General features: G+C 71.3%; 27 protein-coding genes and 1 pseudogene. 6 read left to right on the plus strand and 22 right to left on the minus strand.

The window, feature by feature from the left end; genetic code table 11:
- Nucleotides 1-22: 22 nt before the first annotated feature.
- The 3 genes from OG542_RS11780 to OG542_RS11790 all read right to left on the minus strand — a co-directional run bounded on the left by OG542_RS11780 (nt 23) and on the right by OG542_RS11790 (nt 3,439).
- Entirely contained in the window at nt 23-595 is a 573-nt protein-coding gene (locus OG542_RS11780; RefSeq protein ID WP_311127872.1) for a GNAT family N-acetyltransferase, read from the minus strand.
- The gene (locus OG542_RS11785) at nt 573-2,819 is read right to left on the minus strand and encodes an MMPL family transporter (protein WP_328410481.1); all 2,247 of its coding nucleotides are present in this window, start codon (nt 2,817-2,819) and stop codon (nt 573-575) included. The genes OG542_RS11780 and OG542_RS11785 overlap by 23 nt, the downstream gene beginning before the upstream one ends.
- 158 nt (nt 2,820-2,977) lie before the next feature.
- Nucleotides 2,978-3,439, minus strand: coding sequence for a hypothetical protein (locus OG542_RS11790; protein ID WP_328410483.1), 462 nt, complete (start codon nt 3,437-3,439; stop codon nt 2,978-2,980).
- A 191-nt stretch (nt 3,440-3,630) separates the two neighbouring features.
- On the opposite strand from OG542_RS11790, the gene OG542_RS11795 reads away from it, so the two are divergent.
- Nucleotides 3,631-4,434, plus strand: a complete 804-nt coding sequence (locus tag OG542_RS11795; RefSeq protein ID WP_328410485.1) for an SAM-dependent methyltransferase — start codon at nt 3,631-3,633, stop codon at nt 4,432-4,434.
- Nucleotides 4,435-4,495: 61 nt separating this feature from the next.
- Here OG542_RS11795 and gatB read toward each other — a convergent pair whose 3' ends face one another.
- The 10 genes from gatB to OG542_RS11845 form a co-directional block, all read right to left on the minus strand.
- Entirely contained in the window at nt 4,496-6,010 is a 1,515-nt protein-coding gene (gatB, locus tag OG542_RS11800; protein WP_328410487.1) for an Asp-tRNA(Asn)/Glu-tRNA(Gln) amidotransferase subunit GatB, read from the minus strand.
- Nucleotides 6,011-6,025: 15 nt separating this feature from the next.
- The gene (locus OG542_RS11805; RefSeq protein WP_184598645.1) at nt 6,026-6,265 is read right to left on the minus strand and encodes a hypothetical protein; all 240 of its coding nucleotides are present in this window, start codon (nt 6,263-6,265) and stop codon (nt 6,026-6,028) included.
- Nucleotides 6,262-7,755 (minus strand): Asp-tRNA(Asn)/Glu-tRNA(Gln) amidotransferase subunit GatA, encoded by a 1,494-nt coding sequence (gene gatA, locus OG542_RS11810; protein WP_311127867.1) that lies wholly within the window; start codon nt 7,753-7,755, stop codon nt 6,262-6,264. The genes OG542_RS11805 and gatA overlap by 4 nt, the downstream gene beginning before the upstream one ends.
- A 5-nt stretch (nt 7,756-7,760) precedes the next feature.
- On the minus strand, nt 7,761-8,057 hold the full coding sequence (gene gatC, locus OG542_RS11815; RefSeq protein ID WP_095936815.1) for an Asp-tRNA(Asn)/Glu-tRNA(Gln) amidotransferase subunit GatC: 297 nt from the start codon (nt 8,055-8,057) through the stop codon (nt 7,761-7,763).
- Between the two features lie 128 nt (nt 8,058-8,185).
- Nucleotides 8,186-10,483: a putative bifunctional diguanylate cyclase/phosphodiesterase gene (locus tag OG542_RS11820; RefSeq protein ID WP_328410489.1), complete on the minus strand. Its 2,298-nt coding sequence runs from the start codon at nt 10,481-10,483 to the stop codon at nt 8,186-8,188.
- 257 nt (nt 10,484-10,740) lie between these two features.
- On the minus strand, nt 10,741-12,936 hold the full coding sequence (gene ligA, locus OG542_RS11825) for an NAD-dependent DNA ligase LigA (RefSeq protein WP_311127865.1): 2,196 nt from the start codon (nt 12,934-12,936) through the stop codon (nt 10,741-10,743).
- 15 nt (nt 12,937-12,951) lie between these two features.
- The gene (locus OG542_RS11830) at nt 12,952-13,959 is read right to left on the minus strand and encodes a methionine synthase (RefSeq protein ID WP_328410492.1); all 1,008 of its coding nucleotides are present in this window, start codon (nt 13,957-13,959) and stop codon (nt 12,952-12,954) included.
- Nucleotides 13,960-14,106: 147 nt separating this feature from the next.
- A complete protein-coding gene (locus OG542_RS11835; RefSeq protein ID WP_311127863.1) occupies nt 14,107-14,805 on the minus strand; it encodes an SDR family oxidoreductase in 699 nt (232 codons plus the stop codon).
- 182 nt (nt 14,806-14,987) lie between these two features.
- Nucleotides 14,988-15,527 (minus strand): LOG family protein, encoded by a 540-nt coding sequence (locus OG542_RS11840; RefSeq protein WP_184598654.1) that lies wholly within the window; start codon nt 15,525-15,527, stop codon nt 14,988-14,990.
- Nucleotides 15,524-16,327 (minus strand): class I SAM-dependent methyltransferase, encoded by an 804-nt coding sequence (locus tag OG542_RS11845; RefSeq protein ID WP_328410495.1) that lies wholly within the window; start codon nt 16,325-16,327, stop codon nt 15,524-15,526. Before OG542_RS11845 ends, OG542_RS11840 begins: the two co-directional genes overlap by 4 nt.
- 79 nt (nt 16,328-16,406) lie before the next feature.
- Between OG542_RS11845 and OG542_RS11850 the strand changes: the two genes are divergently transcribed.
- Together OG542_RS11850 and OG542_RS11855 are read left to right on the plus strand one after the other, a co-directional pair.
- Nucleotides 16,407-16,730: a DUF427 domain-containing protein gene (locus OG542_RS11850; protein WP_328410497.1), complete on the plus strand. Its 324-nt coding sequence runs from the start codon at nt 16,407-16,409 to the stop codon at nt 16,728-16,730.
- A gap of 61 nt (nt 16,731-16,791) precedes the next feature.
- Nucleotides 16,792-17,574, plus strand: a complete 783-nt coding sequence (locus OG542_RS11855; RefSeq protein WP_328410499.1) for an alpha/beta fold hydrolase — start codon at nt 16,792-16,794, stop codon at nt 17,572-17,574.
- A gap of 11 nt (nt 17,575-17,585) precedes the next feature.
- Here OG542_RS11855 and mnmA read toward each other — a convergent pair whose 3' ends face one another.
- Nucleotides 17,586-18,716 (minus strand): tRNA 2-thiouridine(34) synthase MnmA, encoded by a 1,131-nt coding sequence (mnmA, locus tag OG542_RS11860; RefSeq protein WP_311127859.1) that lies wholly within the window; start codon nt 18,714-18,716, stop codon nt 17,586-17,588.
- A 60-nt stretch (nt 18,717-18,776) separates the two neighbouring features.
- Here mnmA and OG542_RS11865 point away from each other — a divergent pair, with 60 nt between their 5' ends.
- A complete protein-coding gene (locus tag OG542_RS11865; RefSeq protein WP_311127858.1) occupies nt 18,777-19,442 on the plus strand; it encodes an N-acetylmuramoyl-L-alanine amidase in 666 nt (221 codons plus the stop codon).
- Between the two features lie 34 nt (nt 19,443-19,476).
- Here the strand turns inward: OG542_RS11865 and OG542_RS11870 are convergent, their stop codons facing one another.
- The 4 genes from OG542_RS11870 to OG542_RS11885 all read right to left on the minus strand — a co-directional run bounded on the left by OG542_RS11870 (nt 19,477) and on the right by OG542_RS11885 (nt 21,867).
- The gene (locus tag OG542_RS11870) at nt 19,477-20,076 is read right to left on the minus strand and encodes a hypothetical protein (RefSeq protein WP_328410501.1); all 600 of its coding nucleotides are present in this window, start codon (nt 20,074-20,076) and stop codon (nt 19,477-19,479) included.
- Nucleotides 20,073-21,242: a cysteine desulfurase family protein gene (locus tag OG542_RS11875; protein WP_328410503.1), complete on the minus strand. Its 1,170-nt coding sequence runs from the start codon at nt 21,240-21,242 to the stop codon at nt 20,073-20,075. Before OG542_RS11875 ends, OG542_RS11870 begins: the two co-directional genes overlap by 4 nt.
- Before the next feature lie 140 nt (nt 21,243-21,382).
- Nucleotides 21,383-21,649 carry a DUF4190 domain-containing protein gene (locus OG542_RS11880; RefSeq protein ID WP_311127855.1) on the minus strand — a complete coding sequence of 89 codons (267 nt, stop codon included), beginning with the start codon at nt 21,647-21,649 and terminating at the stop codon, nt 21,383-21,385.
- Nucleotides 21,650-21,699: 50 nt separating this feature from the next.
- Nucleotides 21,700-21,867: a hypothetical protein gene (locus tag OG542_RS11885; protein WP_311127854.1), complete on the minus strand. Its 168-nt coding sequence runs from the start codon at nt 21,865-21,867 to the stop codon at nt 21,700-21,702.
- 115 nt (nt 21,868-21,982) lie between these two features.
- Here OG542_RS11885 and OG542_RS11890 point away from each other — a divergent pair, with 115 nt between their 5' ends.
- Nucleotides 21,983-22,621: a TetR family transcriptional regulator gene (locus tag OG542_RS11890; RefSeq protein ID WP_311127853.1), complete on the plus strand. Its 639-nt coding sequence runs from the start codon at nt 21,983-21,985 to the stop codon at nt 22,619-22,621.
- A 99-nt stretch (nt 22,622-22,720) separates the two neighbouring features.
- Here OG542_RS11890 and OG542_RS11895 read toward each other — a convergent pair whose 3' ends face one another.
- Together OG542_RS11895 and OG542_RS11900 are read right to left on the minus strand one after the other, a co-directional pair.
- Complete coding sequence (locus OG542_RS11895) at nt 22,721-23,125, minus strand: hypothetical protein (protein ID WP_328410506.1); 405 nt, start codon at nt 23,123-23,125, stop codon at nt 22,721-22,723.
- A 131-nt stretch (nt 23,126-23,256) separates the two neighbouring features.
- Nucleotides 23,257-24,117, minus strand: coding sequence for a thioesterase family protein (locus OG542_RS11900; RefSeq protein ID WP_328410508.1), 861 nt, complete (start codon nt 24,115-24,117; stop codon nt 23,257-23,259).
- A gap of 143 nt (nt 24,118-24,260) precedes the next feature.
- On the opposite strand from OG542_RS11900, the pseudogene OG542_RS11905 reads away from it, so the two are divergent.
- Nucleotides 24,261-25,027 (plus strand): annotated as a pseudogene (locus tag OG542_RS11905) (hypothetical protein).
- Here the strand turns inward: OG542_RS11905 and OG542_RS11910 are convergent.
- Nucleotides 24,918-25,592 (minus strand): trimeric intracellular cation channel family protein, encoded by a 675-nt coding sequence (locus tag OG542_RS11910; protein ID WP_189727788.1) that lies wholly within the window; start codon nt 25,590-25,592, stop codon nt 24,918-24,920. The pseudogene OG542_RS11905 and the gene OG542_RS11910 overlap by 110 nt on opposite strands.
- A 62-nt stretch (nt 25,593-25,654) precedes the next feature.
- Nucleotides 25,655-26,791, minus strand: coding sequence for an ABC transporter ATP-binding protein (locus tag OG542_RS11915; RefSeq protein WP_311127851.1), 1,137 nt, complete (start codon nt 26,789-26,791; stop codon nt 25,655-25,657).
- Nucleotides 26,792-26,793: the final 2 nt, after the last annotated feature.

Here is a 26,793-nt window from a genome sequence, read left to right on the forward strand (position 1 = left end):
AAGTCGCTGTCTGAGAAGTCTCTTAATGATCGTTGTGAGCGGCACGCGCGCGTGCGGCCCGCCACTCGGGCGCCAGCACCGACCAGACTTCGAGATCGTGCCGTACGCCACGATAGGGGTGCGCCTCGCGTCGCACACCGTCGCGGGTCATGCCGAGGCGCTGGGCCACGTTCAGACTCGGCCGGTTTCCCGAGGCGGCGACCCACTCGATCCGGTGAATGCCGCGCTCTTCTACCGCCCAGTCGATGAGGACGCGCATCGCCCGGGTGACCAGACCACGTCCGGTCCCGGCGGGCTCCAGCCAGCAGCCGACCTCGCAGTTGCCGGTGGCGGCGTCGAAGTTCAGGAACAGCACGCCGCCCACGAGCTTGCCGTCCAGCCACAGGCCGTGCAGCGAGCACGTGTCGGCGGCGCGCATGTCGGCGTACCGCTGGAGCATGGCCCGCGCGGACTCCACGTCCGTCTCCTGCGACCCGAAGCTGATGAACTGCCCGATGAACTCCCTGCCCCGCTCCAGGTGCGCGAAGAACTCCTCGGCGTGCCAGGGCTCCAGGGGCCTCAGCTCGGCGTCGTCACCCAGGGATATCGCGTACATCCCGCTGCCGCTCCTCCTCCGCCAGGACGTCCGCCACCTCGGCGTCCGTCGCGGCGGCCAGCCTCTCATGGGCGGCCCGGGCCTCGGGCGGTTCGATGCTGATCCGCGGCAGGCGTTTGCCGAGCCAGCGAGGCAGCCACCAGTTGGCGCCGCCGAGCATGTGCATCAGGGCGGGGACGAGGAGCGTCCGCAGGACGAAGGCGTCCAGGGCGACGGCGGCGGCCAGGGCGATGCCGAACATGGCGATCACGCGGTCGCCGCTGAGGACAAAGGCCAGGAAGACGGAGATCATGATGACCGCCGCCGAGTTGATCACCCGGCTGGTCTCGGCGAGGCCTACCCGCACGGCACGCCGGTTGTCGCCGGTCTCCAGCCACTCCTCGTACATCCGGCTGACCAGGAACACCTGGTAGTCCATCGAGAGGCCGAAGAGCACCGACACCATGATCACCGGCAGGAAGGGCTCGATGGGGCCCGCACTGCCGAGGCCGAGCAGTTCGCTGCCCCAGCCCCACTGGAACATCGCGACCACCACCCCGAATGCGGAGGCCACGGCTGCGACGTTCATCGCGGCGGCCTTCAGCGGGATGCCGATCGACCGGAAGGCGAGCAGGAGCAGCAGACAGCCCAGCCCGATGACGACCCCGACGAAGACGGGCAGTTTGGAGACGATGACGTCGGCGAAGTCGTCGTAGCCGGCCGTCATACCGCCGACCTGCACGTCGAGCGAGGTACCCGCCTCGGCGCGCGGCAGCACCTCGTCGCGCAGCCGGTCGACGAGGTCGCTGGTCCGCTTCGACTGCGGCGAGGAGTCCGGTACGACGGTCAGGTACGCGGTGTGACCGCCGGAGTCGAAGGTCACCGGGGTGACCGAGGCGACCCCGTCGGTGGCGCGGAGCGTGCCGTCGAGGTTGTCCAGGGCCAGCTTGTCGTCGGCTCCGTCGACCTTCGTGACGAGGGTGAGCGGGCCGTTCACGCCGGGGCCGAAGTCGTCGGCGAGCAGGTCGTAGGCCTGGCGGGTGGTGGCTGTCTTCGGGTCGTTGCCCTGGTCGGAGGTGCCCAGGTGCAGGGAGAACGTGGGCAGCGCGAGGACGGCCATGACGACCAGGGCGATGGTGCCGAGCACCTTGGGGTGGCGCTCCACGAACGCCGACCAGCGGGCGGCGAAGCCGGTGGGCAGTTCCGGTTCGGGCCCGTGCTCCGCCAGGCGGCGGCGTTCTCGGCGACTGAGCGCGCGCATGCCGATGAAGGACAGCAGGGCGGGCAGCAGCGTCACGGAGGCCGCGACGGTGAGGACCACGGTCAGACTGGCCGCGATGGCGACGCCGTTGAGGAAGCCGAGCCGGAGGATCAGCATGCCGAGCAGGGCGATGCAAACGGTGGCACCCGCGAAGACGACCGCCCGTCCCGTGGTCGCGACGGCGTTCGCGGCCGCCTCGGTAACCGGCAGACCGCGTTTCAGCCCGCGCCGGTGCCGCGTCACGATGAACAGCGCGTAGTCGATGCCGACGCCGAGCCCGATCAGCATGCCGAGCATGGGCGCGAAGTCGGCGACGGTCATGGCGTGCCCGAGCAGCACGATCCCGGCGTAGGCGGTGCCGACGCCGACCAGTGCGGTGGCGATGGGCAGCAGGGAGGCGGCGAGCGAGCCGAAGGCGAGGAACAGCACGACCGCGGCGACGGCCACGCCGACGATCTCGGCGACGTGCCCGCCGGAGGACTCGGTGAGCGCTACGGCGCTGCCGCCCAGCTCCACCTGGAGCCCGTCGGTCTCCGCGCTCTTCGCGGTGTCGACGACGGCCCTGGCCTCGCCCTGGTCGATGTCCTCGGCCTGCTCGTCGAAGGTGACCGTGGCGTACGCCGTACGGGCGTCCTCGCTGACGCGGCCCGTGCCCGGCCCGTCGTAGGGGCTGGTCACGGAGGCCACGCCGGGCAGGTTCTCGATCCGGTCCAGGGTGCGGGTCATCGTCTGCTCGACGTCGGTGGCGCGGACGGTGCCGGACGTGGTGTGCCAGACGACGGTGTCGCTGTCTCCGCCGAGCTGCGGGAAGCCCTCGTGCAGCAGCTGGGTGGCGCGGCCCGACTCGGTGCCGGGGACCTGGTAGTCGTTCGAGTACGCGGAGCCGGCGACGGCGGCGCCCGCGGCGACCCCTGCGCAGGCGAGGAGCCACAGCAGAACGGTGACCAGACGGCGTTGGACACACCAGCGTGCTAGGGCTGCCACGAATCGTGCTCCCAGGGTGACTTTTTGTGGATCTTTGACCGGGAGTGGTCGTCCATGACCTGAACAGCCCGCAAAGAACGCATGAGCAATGCGGAATCACTCTTACAGCCGCATGAGATCATTTGTCGGTTTCGTGGGCTTGTTCACAGCGGCCGACTTCAGTCGAACTGGTCCCCCAGCGCCATCACCATCGTCCCCGCGATCAGCAGCCACAGCGCCCGCCGGGTGCGTCCCCGGGAGCCCAGCACGGCGGCGCCGGCGCACACCATCGCCCCGCAGGCGTACGCCGCCGGGACGAATGCCGGGGCGGGGCGGGTGAGGCGGAGCAGCGCCGCGGCCAGGCCCGCGAGGGTCAGCAGGGCCCCGGTCCCGGCCGCGGTCCAACGGGCCCGCCGCGCGTCCTCGGCCGGATCGTCGTCGTCCGGATCGTCGTCATCGTTGTCCGGATCATCGTCATCGTCGTCATCGTCGTCCGGATCGTCCGCGTCGTCGTCCGGCTCCTCGTCCGGTTCGTCCTCCGGCTCCGCGTCCTGGCCCGCTTCCTGGCCGGCTTCCTGAACGGCGGCCGCCTCCGAGACCGCTATCTCTGCGTCGGTGTCGGAATCAGCGCGTCCACTCATGGCCGAGACGGTAGCGCGTCGTGAACGAAAACCGGGTGCGGGGTCGGGCGGCCCCCTGTTAGCGTCCGCCGGTCCGAGGAATCGCCCGCGGCAGCCCGCCGCCCGGCCGAAGCAGGTGCATTGTTTGACGGTCCGACCGAGCTCCTACGCATCCCCCTTCTTCCTCAAGGACTCAAGGAGCCCGTTCACCGATGTCGGACATCACTTCCCGGACCCCGAACGCCCCCCTCTCTGACCGCACCGGCAACCCCCGCTACCCGCGCAGCAACCGCTACGACGCCCGCTGGACCATCGACAACCAGATGGGCCCGCACGCGCTCTGGCTGCTGGAGTGGCTCGCCCCGGCTCTGGGGCTCGACACCCTGAGCCCCGGCTCCCGCGTGCTCGACCTGGGCTGCGGACGCGCCATGACGTCGATCTTCCTCGCCAAGGAGTACGACGTTCAGGTCACCGCCGCCGACCTGTGGGTCAAGCCCGGCGAGAACGCCCCGCGCATCGCCGAGGCGGGCGTGGCCGACCGTGTCCTGCCCGTGCTCGCCGAGGCGCACGACCTGCAGTTCGGCGAGGGCAGCTTCGACGCGATCGTCTCCGTCGACGCCTACCAGTACTTCGGCACGAACGACCTGTACCTGCCCGAGCTGACGCGGCTGCTGAAGCCCGGCGGGCGGATCGGTGTCGTCGTACCGGGGCTGCGCGAGGAGATCGACGGCGTCGAGCCTCCGGAGCATCTCAAGCCGTTCTGGGAGCCCGGATTCTGGTGCTTCCACACCGCCGCCTGGTGGCGGCGCCACTGGACCCGCAGCGGGGCCGTGGAGGTCGAGACGGCCGACTGGCTCGAGGACGGCTGGCGCGACTGGCTGCGCTGGTGCGAGGTCGTCGCCGACGAGCACACGGACGAGTGGCACATCCGGATGGCCGGCCAGTGCGCCGAGATGCTGCGGCTCGACCAGGGCGGCACGCTGGGCTTCGTCCGGGTCGTGGGGCGCCGGCTGTAGAGCGCATGCGCAGGGGGGATGCACCGGATCCGGTGCATCCCCCCTGTGGGGTCCGCGGAGGTCAGCCCTCGCTGACGCCCAGCTTCTCCAGGATCAGCTCCTTGACGCGCGCCGCGTCCGCCTGCCCTCGAGTCGCCTTCATGACCGCGCCGACCAGGGCGCCGGCCGCGGCCACCTTGCCACCACGGATCTTGTCCGCTACGCCCGGGTTGCCGGCGATGGCCTCGTCGACGGCCGTGCCGAGCGCGCCCTCGTCGGAGACGACCTTCAGACCGCGCTTGTCGACGACCTCGTCCGGGGTGCCTTCGCCCGCGAGGACGCCTTCGATGACCTGCCGGGCCAGCTTGTCGTTCAGGTCGCCCTTCGCGACCAGCTCGGTGACCCGGGCGACCTGCTGCGGCGTGATCGCCAGTTCCTCGAGCGCCTTGCCCGACTCGTTGGCGCTGCGGGCCAGCTCGCCCATCCACCACTTGCGGGCGGAGGCGGCGTCGGCCCCGGCCTCGATGGTGGCGACGATGGGCTCCAGCGCACCGGCGTTGAGGATCGCCTGCATGTCGACGGCCGAGACGCCCCACTCCTCACGGAGCCGGCTGCGGCGGACCAGCGGCAGCTCGGGCAGCCCGGCCCGCAGCTCCTCGACCCACTCGCGCGACGGGGCCACCGGCACCAGGTCCGGCTCCGGGAAGTACCGGTAGTCCTCGGCCTCCTCCTTCACGCGGCCCGAGGTCGTCGACCCCGTGTCCTCGTGGAAGTGCCGGGTCTCCTGGATGATCGTGCCGCCGCTGCTCAGCACGGCCGCGTGCCGCTGGATCTCGTAGCGGGCGGCGCGCTCCACGGACCTGAGCGAGTTCACGTTCTTCGTCTCGGAACGCGTGCCGAACTTCTCGGTGCCGTTCGGGCGCAGCGACAGGTTCACGTCGCAGCGCATCTGGCCCATCTCCATCCGGGCCTCCGAGACGCCGAGCGCCTTGATGAGCTCGCGCAGCTCACGGACGTAGGCCCGCGCGACCTCGGGGGCACGCTCGCCCGCGCCCTCGATCGGCTTGGTGACGATCTCGATGAGCGGGATGCCGGCGCGGTTGTAGTCGAGCAGGGAGTGGGACGCGCCGTGGATACGGCCGGTGGCGCCGCCGACGTGCGTCGACTTGCCGGTGTCCTCCTCCATGTGGGCGCGCTCGATGTCCACGCGGAAGGTCTCGCCGTCCTCCAGCTGCACGTCGAGGTAGCCGTTGAAGGCGATCGGCTCGTCGTACTGGGAGGTCTGGAAGTTCTTCGGCATGTCCGGATAGAAGTAGTTCTTCCGGGCGAAACGGCACCATTCGGCGATCTCGCAGTTCAGCGCGAGGCCGATCTTGATCGCGGACTCGACGCCGGTCGCGTTGACGACCGGGAGCGCGCCGGGCAGGCCGAGACAGACGGGGCAGGTCTGCGCGTTGGCGTCCTGGCCGAGCGCGGTCGAACAGCCGCAGAACATCTTGGTCTTGGTGCCGAGTTCGACATGGACCTCGAGGCCCATGACGGGGTCGTACGACGCGAGTGCTTCCTCGTACGACGCCAGGTCGGTCGTGGTGGTCACGGTGAAACTTCCCTCTCAGCCCAGCAGGACGTCGTCGTCGCCCAGCCGCTTCAGCTCGCGGTAGAGGATGGCGAGGCCGGTGACGATGGCGACGGCGGACACGGTGGCGTCGATCAGGACCAGCGTGTCCTGCTCGGCGCGGGCCTTCTTCAGCCGCTTGGCGACGCCGATCGCGCCGAACGCGGTCCCGGCGATGGACAGGTACGTGCCGGACTTGGACTTCTTGAAGCCCTTGGCCTTGGTCAGTGCACTCACAGTGACGGAGCCTCCTCGATCAGCGGATGGCCCCACTTTTCCACGAAGGCGGCCTCTACGGCGGCTCCCACCTTGTAAAGGCGGTCGTCCTTCATGACCGGGGCGATGATCTGCAGGCCGACCGGGAGGTTGTCCTCCGGGGCGAGACCGCACGGCAGCGACATGGCCGCGTTGCCCGCCAGGTTGGTCGGGATGGTGCACAGGTCGGCGAGGTACATCGCCATCGGGTCGTCGGCGCGCTCGCCGATCGCGAAGGCGGTGGTCGGGGTCGTCGGCGAGACGATGACGTCGACCTGCTCGAACGCCGTGTCGAAGTCCTGCTTGATGAGCGTGCGGACCTTCTGGGCGCTGCCGTAGTACGCGTCGTAGTAGCCGCTCGACAGGGCGTACGTGCCGAGCATGATGCGGCGCTTGACCTCGGGACCGAAGCCGGCCTCGCGGGTGAGGGAGGTGACCTCCTCGGCGGAGTGCGTGCCGTCGTCGCCGGTCCGCAGGCCGTAGCGCAGGCCGTCGAAGCGGGCGAGGTTGGAGGAGCACTCGGACGGCGCGATCAGGTAGTACGCCGACAGCGCGAGGTCGAAGGACGGGCAGTCCAGCTCGACGATCTCGGCGCCCAGCTCCTTCAGCAGCGCGACGGACTCGTCGAACCGCTGGATGACGCCGGCCTGGTAGCCCTCGCCGCGGAACTGCTTGACGACACCGACGCGCATGCCCTCGACGCTGCCGTTGCGGGCGGCCTCGACGACCGACGGGACGGGCTCGTCGATGGAGGTCGAGTCGAGCGGGTCGTGCCCGGCGATGACCTCGTGCAGCAGGGCCGCGTCCAGGACCGTGCGGGCGCAGGGCCCGCCCTGGTCGAGGGAGGACGAGAAGGCGACCATGCCGTAACGCGACACCGCGCCGTACGTCGGCTTCACACCGACCGTACCGGTGACGGAGGCGGGCTGGCGGATGGAGCCGCCGGTGTCGGTGCCGATGGCGAGCGGGGCCTGGAAGGAGGCGAGCGCGGCGGACGAACCGCCACCGGAGCCGCCGGGGATCTTGGTGAGGTCCCAGGGGTTGCCGGTCGGACCGTACGCGCTGTTCTCCGTGCTCGACCCCATGGCGAACTCGTCCATGTTGGTCTTGCCGAGGATGACGACGTCGGCGGCCTTCAGGCGCTGGGTGACGGTCGCGTCGTACGGCGGGATCCAGCCCTCGAGGATCTTCGAGCCGACGGTCGTGGGCACGCCCTCGGTGGTGAAGATGTCCTTGAGAGCGAGGGGCACGCCGGCCAGCGGACCGAGCTTCTCCCCCCTGGCGCGCTTCTCGTCGACGGCACGGGCCTGGGCGAGGGCACCCTCGCGGTCCACGTGCAGGAAGGCGTGCACCTTCTCGTCGACGGCCTCGATCCGGGCCAGGTGGGCCTCGGTGACCTCGACCGCGGTGAGTTCGCCGGAGGCGATCTTCGCGGCGGTCTCGGCGGCCGTGAGCTTGATGATGTCCGTCATGGCGATTAGTCCTCCCCCAGGATCTGCGGCACCTTGAAACGCTGCTGCTCCTGGGCCGGGGCGCCGGAGAGCGCCTGCTCGGGGGTGAGCGACGGACGGACCTCGTCCACGCGCATGACGTTCGTCAGCGGGAGCGGGTGCGAGGTCGGCGGTACGTCTTGGTCGGCGACCTCGCTGACGCGGGCGACCGCGCCGATGATGTCGTCCAGCTGTCCCGCGAAGTGGTCGAGCTCTTCGGGCTTCAGCTCCAGACGCGCCAGCCGGGCGAGGTGGGCGACCTCCTCGCGCGTGATGCCAGGCATGCAGCGATCCTCTGGGGTGGTGAGTGAGTGTGGTTTGGCCCAATCCTATGGGGCGGGAGGCCATGCCCGTGAAACGGTTTCGCGGGTACCCGCGCCCCGGCCCCGCCAGGGCGCTTCAGGTACGGAACCTAGCCGACCCGGCCCGAGTCGTCCGCCGTCGCCGCCGGCAGGGCGGCGCGGGGCCGCTGCCAGCCGCGGGAGCCCCGGGCACGGAGCCAGGCCGTGGTCTCCTCGGGGGGCATCGCGGCGGCGACCAGCCAGCCCTGGACGGCGTCGCAGCCGAGGTCGCGCAGGCGCTCCCAGGTCTCGTCGTCCTCGACGCCCTCGGCGACGACGAGCAGGCCGAGAGAGTGCGCGAGGTCGACCGTGCAGCGCACGATCTCCGCGTCCTCGGTGTCGACCGCGAGCCGCGCCACGAACGAGCGGTCGATCTTCAGTTCGCTGACCGGGAGCCGGCGCAGGTGCACGAGCGAGGAGTACCCCGTGCCGAAGTCGTCCAGGGACATCTTCACGCCGTGCCCGGTCAGAGCGTTGAGGGTGTCGGCGGCGCGCTGCGGGTCCTCCAGGAGGACGTGTTCCGTTATCTCCAGTTGGAGCGCTCCCGCGGGGACGCCGTGCCGGGCCAGCCGGGCGGCGACGGAGCCCGCGAAGCCGGCGGTGTGCACATCACGCGGGGAGACGTTCACCGCGACCGGTACGAACAGGCCCTGGGAGCGCCAGCGCGCGACCTGGCCGAGCGCGGCCTCCAGGACGTACTCGGTGAGGTGGGGCATCAGGCCCGAGGACTCGGCGATCGCTATGAACTCGTCCGGCGGCACCTTGCCCCGCTCGGGGTGCACCCAGCGGACCAGGGCCTCCAGGCCCACGACCTGTCCGTCGAAGCGGACCTTCGGCTGGTAGTGCAGATGCACTTCATTGGCTTCGAGGGCGCGGCGCAGATCGCCCAGCAGACCGAGCCGGTCGGGGGTGTTCGAGTCGCGCTTGGACTCGTAGACCTCCACGCCCGTACGGTCCCGCTTCGCCTGGTACATCGCCACGTCCGCCCGCCGCAGCAGCCCTTCGGCGTCCAGGGCGTGGTCGGGGAAGACGGCGACTCCGGCGCTGGCCTCCAGCACGAGGGTGAGACCGTCGAGGTCGAGGGGGGAGCTGAGCGCTGCGACCAGGCTGCGGGCGACCCGGGTCGCGGACGTCGTGGAGTCGGCGACCGGCAGTAAGACGGCGAATTCGTCCCCGCCCAGCCGGGCGGCCTCCGCCCCCCGAGGCAGCGCCACCCGCAGCCGGTCGGCGATCTGCAGCAGCAGCCGGTCACCGGCGAGGTGACCCAGCGTGTCGTTGACCGACCGGAACCGGTCGAGGTCGATCAGCATCAGGGCGGCGCGGGCGTCGATCCGCTCGGCGTCGTCCAGCGCGGTCCAGATGCGCTCCAGCAGCCACTGGCGGTTGGGCAGCCCGGTCAGCGGGTCGCGCAACTGCTCCTCGGCCCGGGCCCTGGCTATCCACAGGGTGGAGTCCAGCGCGATGAGGGGGATGGAGAACAGGGGCAGCAGGATCGGCTTGGCGACGCCCACCACGCAGACCAGCGGCGCGATCCCCAGCAGCGCGACCGCGACCAGCCCCTGTCTGACCAGGGCGGTGCGGGCGACCGTGGGCAGTCCGGGGCGCGGGGCGTGCAGATACCAGAGCAGGACGCGGGTGACGGTCAGGTAGGCGGCGGCGACCAGGGCCACCTCGGGTGCGGTGGCGAGCGTCCAGGCATCGGGTTTTGCGGGCGACTCGACGGACGGCACGGTTCCGAAGGCGGCGAGCACCAGGGCGCCGGCGCCGATGCCGAGGAGGTCGGCCGACCCGTGCAGCACGCCCTGGCGCCAGCGGTTGCGGCGGGCCGCGCCGACCAGCACGACGACCGTGAGGCTGACCATGCCGGCCGGCACCCAGCCGTAGAGCAGCAGCACGGCGAGGGTGAGGGCCGCGCCCGAGCCGGTGCCGCCCCACCAGCGGGAGCGGCCGAGCATGACGAGGTGGCCGACGATGATGCCGGTCAGCACGGCCAGCGCCCAGCCGGCCGTGCCGGACGGGAACAGCGCGTGGCCGCCGGTGAAAGCGCGGTAGAAGCCGGCGCCCAGGACGAACCCGGCCGCCGCTACGACCGCGGCGGGCAGCGCGGGCCAGGACTGGTGCCGTTCGCTGTCCGCGTCCTCGCCGGTCAGTCCGGGGGTGTGCTCGGTGCCCGGCTGTGCGGCGCCGCGGCCGTCCGCTGCGGCGCGCCCTCCGAGGGCACGCCCTTCCGCGGTGTACTGTCCGACGGCGCGCACCTCCACACCCGGACGCCCCGCCGGCCGTCCGGCCCCACGGACTGCACGCCACGCGACCGCCATGCGGCGCAGGCGCAGCCGTGAGCCCGGCACGGCGCTCTCGGTCGGTTCCATTCCCGTCCCTCTCACAGCCGGCGGTGCCCACGCCCCGCGGCCCGGTGCCCGACAACCCTCGACGGCCCGCGTTGGAAACCCTTCCCCGCGCTCTGTGCGAGCACGAAGATGCCCCGACCGCAGCTGGGCACGGCAGGCGCACATCTCAACAGTAGGCCGCAGAAGGCTTCCACGGGCAGCGGTCGCGGACGGTTGCCCGAATGCGCCCCGGCCACCCGTATGCATCTGGTATGCGCCGAACGGGTGGCCTTCAACCGCTACTCCTCGGCCGAAAGCGCGACTTCAGCCGCCGCTTCCGGCCCTTCTTCCAGCAGAACGCCGAAACCTTCCTCGTTCAGGACCGGAACCTTCAGCTGCATCGCCTTGTCGTATTTCGATCCGGGGCTGTCACCCACAACGACGAATGACGTCTTCTTCGAAACCGATCCGGTCACCTTCGCTCCGCGGGTCTGCAGCGCCTCCTTGGCGCCGTCCCGCGTGAAGTGTTCGAGAGTGCCGGTGACGACGACGGTGAGCCCTTCGAGCGGGCGCGGCCCCTCGTCCTCGCCGGTGCTCTCCTCCTCCATGCGGACGCCGGCGGCCTTCCACTTGCGGATGATTTCGCGGTGCCAGTCCTCGGCGAACCACTGCTTGAGGGAAGCGGCGATGGTCGAACCGACGCCCTCGGTGACCGCCAGTTCCTCCTCCGTGGCCTGGTCGATGCGCTCGATCGAGCGGAACTCGCGGGCCAGCGCCTCGGCGGCTACAGGTCCGACGTGACGGATCGACAGGCTGGTGAGGATGCGGGCGAGCGGGCGCTGCTTGGCCGCCGCGATGTTCTCCAGCATGGCCAGCGCGTTCTTCCGGGGGTTGCCCTCCTGGTTCGCGAAGATCGTGGCGACCTTCTCCTCGCCGGTCTTCGGGTCGCGCTTGGGCAGGCCGCTGTCCGAGTCGAGGACGTACGCCTTGATGGGCAGCAACTGGTCGATGGTGAGGTCGAACAGGTCGCCCTCGTCGACCAGCGGCGGGTCCTTCGGCTCCAGCGGCGCGGTGAGGGCCGCCGCTGCCACATAGCCGAAGTGCTCGATGTCCAGCGCCTTGCGGCCCGCGAGGTAGAACAGGCGCTCGCGCAACTGGGCCGGGCAGGTGCGGGCGTTCGGGCAGCGCAGGTCGACGTCGCCCTCTTTCATCGGCCGCAGCGCCGTACCGCACTCGGGGCACTCGGCCGGCATCACGAACTCGCGCTCGCTGCCGTCGCGCAGATCGGCGACCGGCCCGAGGATCTCGGGGATGACGTCACCGGCCTTGCGCAGCACCACCGTGTCGCCGATGAGTACACCCTTGGCCTTGACCACGTCCTGGTTGTGCAGCGTGGCGAACTCGACCTCGGAGCCGGCGACCGTGACCGGCTCGACCTGGGCGTACGGCGTGACCCGGCCCGTGCGGCCCACGCCCACGCGGATGTTGACGAGCTTGGTGTTGACCTCCTCCGGCGCGTACTTGTACGCGATGGCCCAGCGCGGCGCGCGCGAGGTGGAGCCGAGGCGGCCCTGGAGCGGGATCTGGTCGAGCTTGACGACGACGCCGTCGATCTCCCACTCCACGGAGTGGCGGTTCTCGCCGAAGTACGCGATGAACTCCCGGATGCCGTCGAGGCCGTCGACCACCCTGTTGTGGCCGGAAACGGGCAGGCCCCAGGTCTTCAGCAGGTCGTAGGCCTGGGAGAGGCGGGTCAGGCCGGTGAAGCCCTCCAGGGCGCCGATGCCGTGGACCACCATGTGCAGGGGGCGGGTGGCGGTGACGCGCGGGTCCTTCTGGCGCAGTGAACCGGCCGCCGCGTTGCGCGGGTTGGCGAAGGGCTTGTCGCCGGCCTCGACCAGACGGGCGTTGAGCTCCTGGAACTTCTCCATCGGGAAGTAGACCTCGCCGCGGATCTCCACGAGGTCGGGAACGGAGTCGCCCTTGAGGCGCTCCGGGATCTCGGCGATCGTCCGGACGTTCGGCGTGATGTCCTCGCCGGTGCGGCCGTCGCCGCGGGTCGCCGCGCGGGTGAGCCGGCCGTGCTCGTAGGTGAGGTTCACGGCGAGGCCGTCGACCTTCAGCTCGCACAGGAAGTGGTAGTCCTGCTCGCCCAGTTCCCTGGCGATGCGCTCCGTCCAGGCGGCCATCTCCTCGTCGTTGAACGTGTTGTCGAGGGAGAGCATGCGCTGGCGGTGCTCGACCGCCGTGAACTCCGTCGCGTACGAACCGGACACCTTCTGGGTCGGCGAGTCCGGGGTGCGCAGCTCCGGATGGTCCTCCTCCAGCGCCTCCAGGGAACGCAGCAGTTGGTCGAACTCCGCGTCGCTGACGACGGGAGCGTCCTTCACGTAGTACCGGAAGCGGTGCTCCTCGATCTGCTCAGCGAGGCGCGCGTGCTTCTCCCGTGCCTCGGCGGGCACCGTCGTCGTCTCCGCTTGCTTGTCCCCGGCCACCGTGTCGTCCTCCCGTTACTCTGGGTTGTCCGCGAGAGATCTCGCCGCCCGGACGCAGTGGGCGAGTACCGTGCGCGCGTACCCCGGGGAGGCCCCCGCGAGTCCGCACGCCGGAGTGACGGTGACCGCCTCCGCGAGAAGCCCCGGTGACAGCCCCAGCCTGCGCCACAGCGTCCTGACACCCATGACGCTACCGGCAGGGTCTGACAATGGGCCCTCCGCGGACGGGACGACACCGGTGAAGAGCCGGGTGCCGGCCTCCACCGCCTCGCCGATCGTGTCGTCGTCACGCTCGGTGAGCAGGGAGAAGTCGAAGGAGACGGCCGCCGCTCCCGCCCGGCGGAGCAGGGCGAACGGCACGTCCGGTGCGCAGGAGTGGACGACGACCGGGCCGTCGGCGTGCACCCCCATGGCGTCGCGGAGCGTGGCCTCGACGATCTGCCGGTCGACGGCCCGGTGGGTGCGGTACCCGCTGGCGGACTTCACCTGGCCGCGCAGGACGGCGGTGAGGGACGGCTCGTCGAACTGGAGGACGAGCTGCGCCCCGGGGATGCGCCGCCGGACCTCGGCCAGGTGCAGCCGGAGTCCCTCGGCGAGGGAGGCGGCCAGGTCGCGGCAGGCTCCCGGGTCGGAGAGGGCGGCCTCGCCGTTGCGCAGCTCCAGGTTGGCGGCGAGGGTCCAGGGCCCGACGGCCTGGACCTTCAGCGGCCCCTCGTACTCCTGTGTGTGCTCCTCCAGCGCGTCGAGGTCCTCGCCGAGCCAGGAGCGGGCCCGTTTGGTGTCCCGCCCGGGCCGGTCCCCGAGGCGCCAGCCGCTGGGCTCCACGCGCGCGTACAGCTCGACGAGCAGTCCGGCGGTCCGCCCGATCATGTCCGCTCCCGGTCCCCGGGCGGGCAGTTCGGGCAGGAAGGGGAAGTCCTCGAAGGTTCCGGTGACGGTCTTGGCGGCTTCTCGGGCGTCACCACCGGGCAGGGAGCCCACACCGGTGGCTGCGCCGAAGCTGAACGGGGTGTTGTTGCTCACCCCCGAAGCCTACGTAAGCCGGGCCGGCCCCGTCCCCGGGGGCTGCCGCCCCCAGACCCCCGCTTCGGCCTGAACGGCCTCGTCCTCAAGCGGTCGTCCAAGCGCCGGACGGGCTGATGGACACGCACCGGCGCCGACCGGAACAGGTCAGTTCCCCGGTCGCACCGTCAGGTCGTTGACCTCGGCGTCCCTCGGCAGGTCCAGGGCCGTCAGGATCGTCGTGGCCACGGATTCCGGGTCGATCCACTTGGAGGCGTCGTACTCCTTGCCCTCCTGCTGGTGGACCTTGGCCTGCATGGGGCTGGCCGTGCGGCCGGGGTAGACCGAGGTGACGCGGACGCCGCCCGCGTGCTCCTCATGGCGCAGGGAGTCGGCGAGGGCCTTCAGGCCGTGCTTGGAGGCGGCGTACGCGGACCAGCCGGCGTGGGCGTTGAGGCCGGCGCCGGAGTTGACGAAGACCACGTGGCCCCGGGCGGCGCGCAGCTGGGGAAGGAAGTGGCGGGTCAGCTCGGCCGGGGCGACGAGGTTGACGTTGAGCTGGTGGCGCCAGGTCTTCGGGGTGAGGTCGCCGACCGGGCCGAGGTCGACGACCCCGGCGATGTGCAGCAGCGAGTCCACGCGGTCGGGCAGCGACTGGTGGGAGAAGGCCCAGGAGAGCTTGTCGGGGTCGGCCAGGTCGCCGACGAGGGTTTTCGCCCCCGGGAACTCGGCCGCCAGCTCCTTCGCGCGGCCCGCGTCGCGCGCGTGCAGCACGAGGTCGTCCCCGCGCGCGTGCAGACGGCGGGCCACGGCCGCGCCGATGCCGGAGCCCGCTCCGGTGATCACATGAGTAGCCATGCCCGCCATGCTCGCATCAGCGTAGGGGCCTTGTGATCGATCTCCGCAGGAGAAGGAGCGGCGTTCGGTGCGTGCGATCGGCGTGCGGTGCGGAGGGTCATGTGGCGGAGCCACCTGTCCCTTCGCGCCGTGCGGCGAGGGTGCGTGCCGGGCGTCGCGACGCTGCGGAGATCCATCACAAGGCCCCTAGGTCACTCGATGCCGCGGCTCTCCTCCAGGTACGCCAGGGCCCCCACCGGCTCCTCAGCGAAGAAGACCAGGTCGGTGAGCGGGCGGGGCAGGAAGCCCTCGTCCTCCATGCGGCGGAACTGCTCCTTCAGACCGTCGTAGAAGCCCGCGGTGTTGAGCAGGACGACCGGCTTGTCCGTGTGGCCGTGCTTCTTCAGCTCCAGGATCTCGGTCGCCTCGTCGAGCGTGCCGGTGCCGCCGACCATGACGACCACGGCGTCGGCCTTCTCCAGGAGGAGCCTCTTGCGCTCGGCGAGGTCCTTGGCGACGACCATCTCGTCGACGCCCGGGCGGGCCTTCGCCGAGAGGAACTGCACGGAGACGCCGGTGAGCCGGCCGCCCGCCTCCTGCACCCCGTCGGCGACCACCTTCATGAGGCCGACGTCCGAGCCGCCCCACACCAGGGTGTGACCGCCCTTGCCCAGCAGGGTGGCGAACTCCCGCGCGGGCCGGGTGTAGCGCTCGTCGAGGTCGGCGGCGGAAAGGAAGACACAGATGTTCATGAGCCCACCGTACGGGCACGGTCAGGCGCCGTGGTGACCCGCATTTTGGACTGCCGGTGCGGGAGTTCCTCCCAGTCGTCCATGAAGCGGGCGTACAGGCCGTGCTTCGCGGCGAGTTCGGTCAGCGTCCGGGTCCGGTAGTAGAAGTCCTCGTGGAGCACCTGGTGCTCCACGCCCTCGGTGCGGTCGAACGTGAAGTCGAAGAATCCGCCGGGTGCGAGGATCCGGCCGACGTGGGCGAAGCACTCCTCTATGACGTGCAGCGGTGAGTGTGAGAAGACGCTGTGCGCGTGCACGACGTCGAAGTGCCCGTCGGGCAGGAAGGCGAAGGTGAGGTCGTCGGCGAGCGCCAGGTAGGGCAGTTTGGTCTGGAGGCCCTCGGAGACGAGGGTGTCCTGGGCGGCGAGCAGGATGTGCGGCGAGATGTCGATGCCGTAGTAGTGGCCGGCGTCGAGGTGGTCGATGAACAGGCGTCCGGCGCGCAGATTGCCGCAGCCGATCTCCAGCATCCGGTGCTGCGGCTGGAGGCCGTGCCCCACCAGGTAGTCGAACTGCATGCGCCCGATCCGCGTCCACGCCTCGCGCGAGGGGTTGTGGCCCACCGCCGCCTCCGCGCTGCGCGCCGCGTCCGAGGCCATGACGGCGCGGTAGTACGCGATGTGGTCGCGGTAGCGCAGCCGCAGCCAGACGTCCCGCGCCGCGCGCCGGGCGTGCGCGGGCACGCGCCCCGGGTGGCGCAGAGCGTACCTGAGCTGGTGGGCCAGGGTGCTGCGGTCTCCGGCCGGTTCTGCTGCTCGCATGGGGCCTCCTGCGGCGAGGGAAGAACTCCGCTACAGCGTGCGCTGTATCGAGGGACTCGGCTACCCAAGGAGGGCGATCGTGACCACAGGGCATCGCATCACCATCGAGCGGAGCGGGCGGCACGTGCGCGTGGTGCACGGCGAACAGGTCCTGGCGGAGAGCGAGAGGCCGCTGGTCCTGCGGGAGACGGGCTGTCCCGAGCGGTTCTACATCCCGGCCGAGGACGTACGCCTGGACCTGCTGACGCCGTCCGGCTCCCAGACGTACTGCCCGTTCAAGGGCACCGCTTCCTACTGGTCGCTGCCGGGGGCGCCGGACCTCGTGTGGGCGTATCCGGATCCCAAGCCGGACGTCGCGGAGATCAAGGACCACCTGTGCTTCTACGAGGTGGAAGTGATGTGATCGGCTGACGCACGGCCCGCCTCACCGATGAACACCCTGCCGTGCGGCAGTCTGCATGAGCATGGACAAGAAGATCCTTTCGCGCGACGGCACCCGCATCGCCTACGAGAGCACCGGACAGGGCCCCGCGGTCGTTCTGGTGAGCGGCGCGATGTCGACGGGCGGCACCCTGGCGCCGCTGGCCGTGTCGCTCTCGGAGCGTTTCCAGGCCGTCGTGTACGACCGCCGGGGACGCGGTACCAGCGGGGACACCGCGCCGTACGCCGTGGAGCGCGAACTCGAGGACCTGGCGGCGGTGATCGAGGCGGTGGGCGGCGAGGCGCTCCTGTACGGCATCTCGTCGGGCGGGGCGCTGGCCCTGGAGGCGGCGGCGAGCGGACTGCCGGTGCGGCGCCTCGCGGTGTACGAGACGCCGTTCGCGATGTCCGAGGAGGGCGCCCAGGAGCGCGCGGAGTACACCGGGCGGCTGACGGAGGCGCTCGGCGAGGGACGGCGCGGGGACGCGGTCGAACTGTTCCTGCGGCTGGCCGGCCTGGCCGAGGGGGTGATCCAGGGGGCCCGCCAGTCCCCCATGTGGGCCGGCATGGAGGCGATCGCCGCGAGCCTCGCCTACGACGACGCCGTCATGCGCGACGGCCGGGTCCCCCGCGACCGGCTGGCCGCGGTCGGCGTCCCCGTCCTGGCGGTCGCGGGCGACGCGAGCCCCGCCTGGCTGCGTGAGGCGGCCCGGGCGATCGCGGACTCGGTCCCCACGGGCGCGTACCGCACGCTCCAGGGCCAGACGCACATGGTCGAGCCGAACGTGCTGGCACCGGTGCTGACGGACTTCTTCCTGCAGGGCTGACGGGCCCGGCGTCAGGCCACGCCCGCCGTCGCCCGGGTCGTCGAGGCGATCGTCGCCGAGCCCACCACGCGGGTGCCGTCGTACAGCACGATCGCCTGGCCGGGGGCGACCCCGCGGACCGGCTCGGTGAAGGCGACCTCCAGGGAGCCGTCGACGAGCTCGGCGGTCACCTCGGTCTCGCCGCCGTGGGCGCGGAGCTGGGCCGTGTAGGTGCCCGGGCCCGAGGGGGCGGCACCGCACCAGCGCGGCTTGATCGCGGTCAGGGCGCTGACGTCCAGCGCGGCGGCCGGGCCGACCGTGACCGTGTTGTCCACCGGGGAGATGTCGAGGACGTAGCGCGGCTTGCCGTCGGGGGCCGGGGTGCCGATACGCAGGCCCTTGCGCTGGCCGATGGTGAAGCCGTACGCGCCCTCGTGCGTGCCGATCCGGTGGCCGGACTCATCGACGATGTCGCCCTCGGACCTGCCGAGCCGCTCCGCCAGGAAGCCCTGGGTGTCGCCGTCGGCGATGAAGCAGATGTCGTGCGAGTCGGGCTTCTTCGCCACCGCCAGGTCCCGGCGCTCGGCCTCCGCGCGGATCTCGTCCTTCGTGGTGACCGTGTCGCCGAGCGGGAAGAGGGCGTGGGCGAGCTGCCGGTCGTCCAGCACGCCCAGGACGTACGACTGGTCCTTGGCCATGTCGGAGGCGCGGTGCAGCTCACGGGTGCCGTCGGCGAGCGTGACGACCTTGGCGTAGTGGCCGGTGCACACCGCGTCGAAGCCCAGCGCGAGCGCCTTGTCGAGGAGGGCGGCGAACTTGATCTTCTCGTTGCAGCGCAGGCAGGGGTTGGGGGTGCGGCCGGCCTCGTACTCGGCGACGAAGTCCTCGACCACGTCCTCGCGGAACCGGTCGGCGAGGTCCCACACGTAGAACGGGATCCCGATGACGTCCGCGGCGCGGCGGGCGTCGCGTGAGTCCTCGATGGTGCAGCAGCCGCGCGCGCCCGTCCGGAAGGATTGGGGGTTGGCGGAGAGGGCGAGGTGGACGCCGGTCACATCGTGGCCCGCCTCGGCCGCGCGGGCGGCGGCGACGGCGGAGTCGACTCCGCCGGACATGGCGGCCAGGACGCGGAGGGGACGGGAGCGCTGCGGGGTGTCAGTCATAGCCCCTCCAGGGTAAGGGGGCGCGGGAACCAAGGCCGCCGGGTATCCGTTGACGATCACATGGGGGCGAGGCGAGCATCCAAGGACACGGACCGGCGCATCGGGCGGCGGGCCCTGATCGTCGGCGGTGTGGCGGCGGCCGCGGGGTCCGCGGCGCTGGCCCGTGACGAGCTGGGCCGGCTGTGGTGGCGCGTACCGGGCGTGGAGAAGCCGCGCAAGGACGGCGAGGTGGACTACACGGGAGCGCGCTGGGTGGCGGCGTCGGACGCGAACTGGCGCCGCGCGGACCGCCCCGACGACTACGGCATAGAGATGGTGGTCGTCCATGTCACCCAGGGCAGCTTCGACAGCGCGGTGAAGGCTTTCCAGGACCCGTCGCACGGGGCGGCCTCGCACTACATCGTCCGCAAGGACGGGCACATCTCCCAGATGATCCGCGAGCTGGACGTGGCGTACCACGCGGGCAACCGCGACTACAACGAACGCAGCGTCGGCATCGAGCACGCGGGCTTCGTGGACCGCCCGCAGGACTTCACGGACGAGATGTACGAGGCCTCCGCCCGCCTCACGGCCCGCATCTGCGCGCGCTACGACATCCCCGTGGACCGCGAGCACATCATCGGCCACGTGGAGGTCCCGGGCACGGACCACACGGACCCGGGGCCGCACTGGGACTGGGAGAAGTACATGCGGCTGGTGCGGGAGGCCCGTACGGGGCGGGCTTGACCCGGATGCCGGCGCGGCCGCTCGTCCCAGGGCATCACGCCGGCCCCGCGAACATGTCCAGCAGGTTCGACGACCTGCCGATGAAGGCGCGAACGGCCCCACCGCGGGTGAGATTACGGGTGTTGACGCCGCACATCACGGCGGCCAGGGCGAGGTCGGTGGCGTCCGCCGGGCCCACGACGGTGAACGTGGCCTTCTTCCGTGCACCCCTGCCGTGCCGGCGCGTCCGGATCTCGACGCCGTCGCGGATCAAAGCCCGGTCGCGGTGCCGGGCGCTGGTCGCGAGGTAGCGGTACTCCCGCCCGGCGACCCGCATCCGCAGCGCCCGTCCGGCTCTGGTCTGAGCCCAGCGGTTGCGCTTGAGCCGGATTCCGTCCCCGGCGACACTGAGCTGCGCCGAGAAGAGCGAGGGCTTTCGTCCGTAGGCCCAGCCGTCGAACGAGGTGGTGGGCACGCTGTCCCCCTTGACCTCGGTGACGTGACGGTCGCCGTGCCGCCTGGCCGGGTAGATCACCTCGATCTTTCCGAACGGCCCTGCCGTCCCCCGGTACCCGAACTTCCAGACAGTTCGATGCCCCGAGCGGTCCTCCCAGCGGTCGAGGGCGTACACGTGCTGTCGCAGGGTTCCTCTCACGTCAGCCCCGCCGCCCGCGCCCGTTCCACCGCCGGGCCGATGGCCTTCGCGAGGGCCTTGATGTCGGACTCGGTGGAGGTGTGGCCGAGGGAGAAGCGGAGGGTGCCGCGGGCCAGGTCGGGGTCGGTGCCGGTGGCGAGGAGGACGTGGCTGGGCTGGGCGACGCCGGCAGTGCAGGCGGAGCCCGTGGAGCATTCGATGCCCTGGGCGTCGAGCAGGAGCAGCAGGGAGTCGCCCTCGCAGCCGGGGAAGGTGAAGTGCGCGTTGGCCGGGAGGCGACCCTCCGGGTCCGGGTCGCCGCCGAGGATCGCGTCCGGCACGGCCGTGCGGACCGCGGTGACCAGGGCGTCGCGCAGGGCGCCGATCTCGCGGGCGAACCACTCGCGCTGCTCGGCGGCCAGCCGCCCGGCGACCGCGAAGGAGGCGATGGCGGGCACGTCGAGGGTGCCGGAGCGCACATGGCGTTCTTGGCCGCCGCCGTGCAGGACCGGTACGGGAGCGTGTTCGCGGCCGAGGATCAGCGCGCCGATGCCGTAAGGGCCGCCGATCTTGTGGCCGGACACCGTCATCGCGGCGAGGCCGGAGGTGGCGAAGTCCACGGGGATCTGGCCGAAGGCCTGGACGGCGTCCGAGTGCAGGGGGACACCGGACTCGGCGGCCACGTCGGCGAGTTCGCGGATCGGCAGGACCGTCCCGATCTCGTTGTTGGCCCACATGACGGTGGCGAGGGCCACGTCGTCGGGGTTGCGGGCGATCGCCTCGCGCAGGGCGTCCGGGTGGACGCGGCCGTGGGCGTCGACCGGCAGGTACTCGATGGTGGCGCCCTCGTGTTCGCCGAGCCAGTGGACGGCGTCGAGGACGGCATGGTGCTCGACGGGGCTGGCGAGGACGCGGGTGCGGGCCGGGTCGGTGTCGCGGCGTGACCAGTACAGGCCCTTGACGGCGAGGTTGTCGGCCTCTGTGCCGCCCGAGGTGAAAACGACCTCGCTGGGGCGGGCGCCGAGGGCTTCGGCGAGGGTCTCGCGGGCCTCCTCGACGGTACGGCGGGCCTGCCGGCCGGATGCGTGGAGGGAGGAGGCGTTGCCGGTGGCACCCAGGTGCGCGGTGAGCGCCTCTGCCGCCTCCGGAAGCATCGGGGTGGTCGCGGCGTGGTCGAGGTAAGCCATGGTGAGCCCGATTCTACGGCTCTGCCTCCACGGGCCTCAGAGCAAGGTTGGCCGAACGTGAACCGCTTTCCCGCGCGGCTGCGGCCCGTCGTCCCCGGGCCCGGCCGCACCGTGCCGGCGCACGGTCGTCCGACGGTGGCTCAGAAGCTCCAGGAGATCGTGCTGTCGAACTCCATGAACGCCGCCAGGACCAGCAGGTCGGCGATGCCCAGACCCAGACCCAGGTAGGCGCGGCCGGGGCGCTCGGTGCCGCGCCACAGGGCGACGCTCGCCAGCACGATGGCGATCGGGCCGAGGAAGATGTTGAGGACGAGCAGGCCGAGCAGGCCGAGGACGAAGGACGCGACGGCCATGCCGTCGGTGTCGCGGATACCGGTGCGGCGCGTGGCCGGAGCGGTGAGCTGCATGATGATCGACTCCCTGTCGGGTCGGCGGGACGGTGGTCGTGGGCCGGTGCTCAGTGGGCCTGCGTGTGACGCCGGCGGCTGTGGCGCTCGCGGATCGCGAAGATGCCGAGCCAGGCGGCGATGACCACGCCGGCGGCGACGGAGAAGGTGACCGGCGCGTGGGCCACGGTGCCCAGCACGACCCCCAGCAGCAGGAGTGCGGCAACGATGAACAGCATGGGAAAAGCCCCCAGGGTTTCGGTGAACGATTGTAGTTACAGTTGTTCACTGACTTCCCAGTCTAGCGCCTCCCATGACTTTCCAATTCCAGAGAACAGTTGTTAACTGCATGGTATGAGTCACACTCTCGGCATCCGGCAGGCCCAGAAACAGAAGACCCGGCAGGCACTCCTGGACGCGGCCCTGGGACTGCTCGAGGGGCAGAGCCTGAGCAGCCTGGGGCTGCGCGAGGTCACGCGCGCCGTCGGTGTCGCCCCGACGGCCTTCTACCGGCACTTCCGCTCCACGGCGGATCTGGGCGTGGCCCTGGTCGAGGAGGCACTGGGAAGCCTGCACCCGATGATCCGGACGACGGTGTCCGCGACCGGCGACCACGAGGAACGCATCACGCGCGCCATCGAGCTGATCGCCCGTCACGTCGACGGGTACCCCGCACATGTCCGGTTCATCGCCCGCGAACGACATGGCGGGGTCCAGCCGGTGCGGGAGGCGATACGGGAACAACTGGCCCGTTTCGCCCAGGAGGTCAAGGACGAGCTGGCCAAGGACCCGGTGTCCGAGGGCTGGACCGAGGACGACCTGCTGATGCTCGCACACCTCTACGTCGACCAGATGCTGATCACGGCGTCGCTCTTCCTGGAGGCGCTGGAGGGCCCGGAGGAGGAGCGTGCGCAGCGGACTCGACACGTCGCGCAGGTGGCGACGCGCCAGATGCGGCTGATCGGCCTCGGCCGCCACCACTGGCTGGACTGACACCCAGCACAACGCGCCGGGGCGGCACGCCCGTTCACCGAGCACGCCACCCCTGCCCTGTTCCGGAGGGCTCTGTCGGCGCCTCCGCCGACTCTCCGCCTACTGCTCCTTCTGCGCCTGCGGGGTCCGCTGCCCCTGCCCGCCCGAGGCCTGGCCGCAGCCGCCGCCCTGGCCACCGCCGGGACCGCCCTGCCCGCCGCCCTGAGCCCCGCCCGGCGCTCCACCGGGCGCGCCCGACGGCGCTCCGGACGGCGCACCCGACGGCTTGGCACCCCCGGAAGCAGCGCCGGACGGCGCCCCGGAGGGAGCCCCCGAAGGCGCACCGGAAGGACGACCCGACGGAGCCCCGGATGGAGCGCCCGAAGGCGCCTGGCAGGCCTGCTGCCGCCCGGAGCCACCGCCACCGTTCGAGGACGACGAGGAGTCACCCGAGCCGCAGGCCACCAGAGCCAGGGGCGACAGCGCCAGCAGGGCGACGGCCGGAATGAGACGCACACGCTTCATGGGAAACAACTCCAGGAGGATGAGGGAGTCCTGAGACGGGCACTCAACCAACTCCGCTCAGGACTCTCCTGGGGCCGCCCTGTGCCCGGCCTGTCAGTGAGGCAAGGCGCACCTCAAGGCACGGTTACGGCCTAGCCGAGCCTGACCCGGGCGAGCTGCCGGGACTGGGCGACCAGGCGGTCGGCGCTGTCCCAGACCTCGGCGTCCTCCTCCAGGAAGCCGCCTGCGAGGTTGCTCGTGGTGATCGAGACGCGCAGGGGGCCCGGTGCCGGGCGGCAGCGGACGTGCACGGTCAGCTCGACGGTGGGGACCCAGCCCTTCAGCCCGAGCTCGAACGCGGTGGGCGGCAGGGCGTCCACCGCGAGCAGCAGGGAGAGCGGGTCGTGGTCGCGGCCGTCCGCGAGCCCGAACCAGGCGCGCATCTCGCCCTTGCCGGACGGCTGTCCGAGGGCCCAGCCCAGCGTCGACGGGTCGAGCTTGAGCATCAGGCGGTCGGCGATGGCCGAGCTGCCGGAGACGGGGGCCGGACCGTCCTCGGGGCCGAAGCAGTGCTCCATCGGCGGGATCGCGGGCGGCTCGGCCGTCGTACGGACGTCGTCGGGCAGGGCGTCCAGGTCGCCGTAGGAGGCGAGGACGCGGATGCGTTCGACCTCTCGGCCCTCGTCGTCGTACTGGAAGAGGGAGGCCTGGCCTGTCGACAGGGTGCGGCCGGTGCGGACGACGTCCGTGCGGACGACCGCCGGGCCGGGCTGGGACGCGGTCAGGTAGTGCGCCGAGACGGTGAACGGGTCGGCGTGCGGCAGGGCGCCCGCGAGGGCGCGGCCCAGGACGGCCAGCAGGTAGCCGCCGTTGACGGCGCTGATGATCGTCCAGCCGGCGGAGAGTTCGATGTCGTAGACGCCGGGCGCGCGGGGGGTGAGCGCGGTGTCGCGGTCGAACTCGCTGTCGCCGATCGTGGCCCGGGCGGCCGGGGCGGTGGCTGCTTCTGGCATGGCTGAACAGTACAAGAACTAACTACTAAGCGGTAGCTTTGCCCGCTCGTCCAGCGCCCCGACTTGGTGAGACCCGGGCAATTCCTCGGTGAGTGTCCGACTCGTCCGGACACCCACAGGCCGTCCCCGGCCTCTGTCAGAACATGAGCCTCACCGGGACCCCGTTCCTCTGCACGCTGGTCGTGCTGTCCGTCGTCGCCCTCGCGCTGCCGCTGGTCCTCTGGTCGCGCCTCCGCGGGCCCTGGGTCCTGCGGGCCGCGGCCCGGACGCTGATGCTGCTGTTCGCGCAGGGGACGGCCGTGGCCCTGGTCTTCACCCTGGTCAACAACGCCAACAGCCTGTACGACACCTGGGGCGACCTGCTCGGCACCGGCGACCATGTGCGACAGGCGGCCGATCTGGGCGCCGACGGCACCGGCGGCCTCGCCCTGGAGCGGCTCCCCGCGGTGCGCCAGAGCTTCGAGCCGGCCACCGTGCCCGGTATCGTCTGTCCGGCTACAACGACCCGATCGGCGAACGCGACTCGCTCGGCGCGCAGAGCCCCGCCCTGCGCGCCGAGAACAACCCCTGCGTGCTGCTGCGCGAGGCGTCCGCCCCGCCGCGGATCGCGCTCTACCTCTCCGGCCAGCCGCACGACGGCTACGAGGCGGCCGTGGCGCTGGAGCAGGCCGCGAAGGCCCCGACGAGCGTGCACGTCGTGTTCGTGCCGAGGAGCGCGGGCGGTCACACCATGGCGCTGTGGCGGCCGCAGGTGGTCCCGGCGTTCCGCTGGCTGACGGAGATGACCGGCCGCCGCCCCGTCACGGCAGGAGGGGCTGCTCCTCCTCGCTCACCGTCGACCGCCGGTGCCACGCCCGCGGAGCTCGCCAGTGGTATCGCATGGCGAGCAGCCGCAGGACGAAGCCGGTGATCACCGCGAGGGCGCTGGTCAGCGGGGACAGGACGTCGTAGCGGATGAACAGCACGACCATCGTGGCGCCGACGATCGCCGGGACCGCGTACAGATCCCGGTCCCAGCGCAGCAGCGAGGGCACCTCGTTGGCGAGCACGTCCCGCAGCACACCCCCGCCCACCGCGGTGGCCAGTCCCAGACAGGCGGAGGCGGTCAGGCCGAGCCCGTACTCGTACGCCTTCGTCGTCCCGGCGACGCAGAACAGGCCGAGGCCGGCCGCGTCGAAGACGTTCACGGCGACCTGGATGCGTTCCACGTGGGGGTGGAGGAAGAAGACCAGGAGGGTGGCGAGCAGTGGGGTGAGGAAGTACCCCAGGTCCGTGAAGGCGGCGGGCGGTACGGCCCCGATGACCAGGTCACGGAAGAGACCGCCGCCCAGCGCGGTGACCTCGGCGAGGACGGCGATGCCGAACACGTCGAAGTTCTTCCGGACGGCCAGCAGGGCGCCGGAGATCGCGAAGACGAAGATGCCGATCAGCTCGAGCGAGTGCTGGACGGACGGGGTGAAGAGTTGCTGGAGCACCCGAACATTTTTACCCATGCCCGAGCCCCCGCCCCCGACTGCGGGGCGGGGGCTCCGGTGGGCTACTTCTCCACGGACTCCCCGGAGGCGGCCTTCTCCACGGACGAACCGTTCGCCGCCTCCTTCGCCGAGGACAGCAGCTCGGTGTCCTGCGGCTGCTGGTCCTCGAAGTTCTCCGGGTGGTGGCAGGCGACGCGCTGCCCGGCCCGCAGCTCCACCAGCGGCGGCTCGGTCGTCTTGCACATCTGCGTCGCCTTCCAGCACCGGGTGTGGAAGCGGCAGCCGCTCGGCGGGGAGATCGGCGAGGGCACGTCGCCCTTCAGCAGGATGCGCTCGCTCTTGACGCCCCGGCGCTTCGGATCCGGTATCGGCACGGCCGACAGCAGGGCCTTGGAATACGGGTGCATGGGCGACTTGTACAGCTGGTCGCGTTCGGCCAGCTCGACGATCTTGCCGAGGTACATCACCGCGATCCGGTCCGAGACGTGCCGGACCACCGACAGGTCGTGCGCGATGATCACGTACGTCAGGCCCAGTTCCTCCTGGAGGTCGTCCAGCAGGTTCACCACCTGCGCCTGGATCGACACGTCCAGCGCCGAGACCGGCTCATCCGCCACCACCAGCTTGGGGTTGAGCGCGAGCGCACGGGCGATGCCGATGCGCTGGCGCTGGCCGCCGGAGAACTCGTGCGGATAGCGGTTGTAGTGCTCGGGGTTGAGGCCGACCACCGACAGCAGCCGCTGGACCTCCTTCTTCACCCCGCCCTCGGGCTCGACGCCCTGCAGCCTGAAGGGGGCACCGACGATCGTGCCGATCGTGTGCCGGGGGTTCAGCGAGGAGTACGGGTCCTGGAAGATCATCTGCACGTCACGGCGCATCGGGCGCAGATCGCTCGTGCCGAGGTGCGTGATGTCCTTGCCCTGGAACTCGACCGTGCCGCCGGTCGGTTCGAGCAGCCGGGTGACCAGCCGGCCCATCGTGGATTTGCCACAGCCCGACTCGCCCACGACACCGAGCGTCTCGCCCTTGCGGACCTCGAAGTCGATGCCGTCGACGGCGCGCACCGCGCCGGTCTGCCGCTGGAGCAGTCCCTTGCGGATCGGGAAGTGCTTCTGCAGGCCGGTCACCTTCAGCAGGATCTCGCCGTCGGCGGCGGAGTCCTTGGTGAGGGTGGCCCCGCTGGTGTCCGGTTTGCTCACCG

It is taken from the genome of Streptomyces violaceus, assembly GCF_036014075.1.
Classification (GTDB): Bacteria; Actinomycetota; Actinomycetes; order Streptomycetales; family Streptomycetaceae; genus Streptomyces; species Streptomyces violaceus.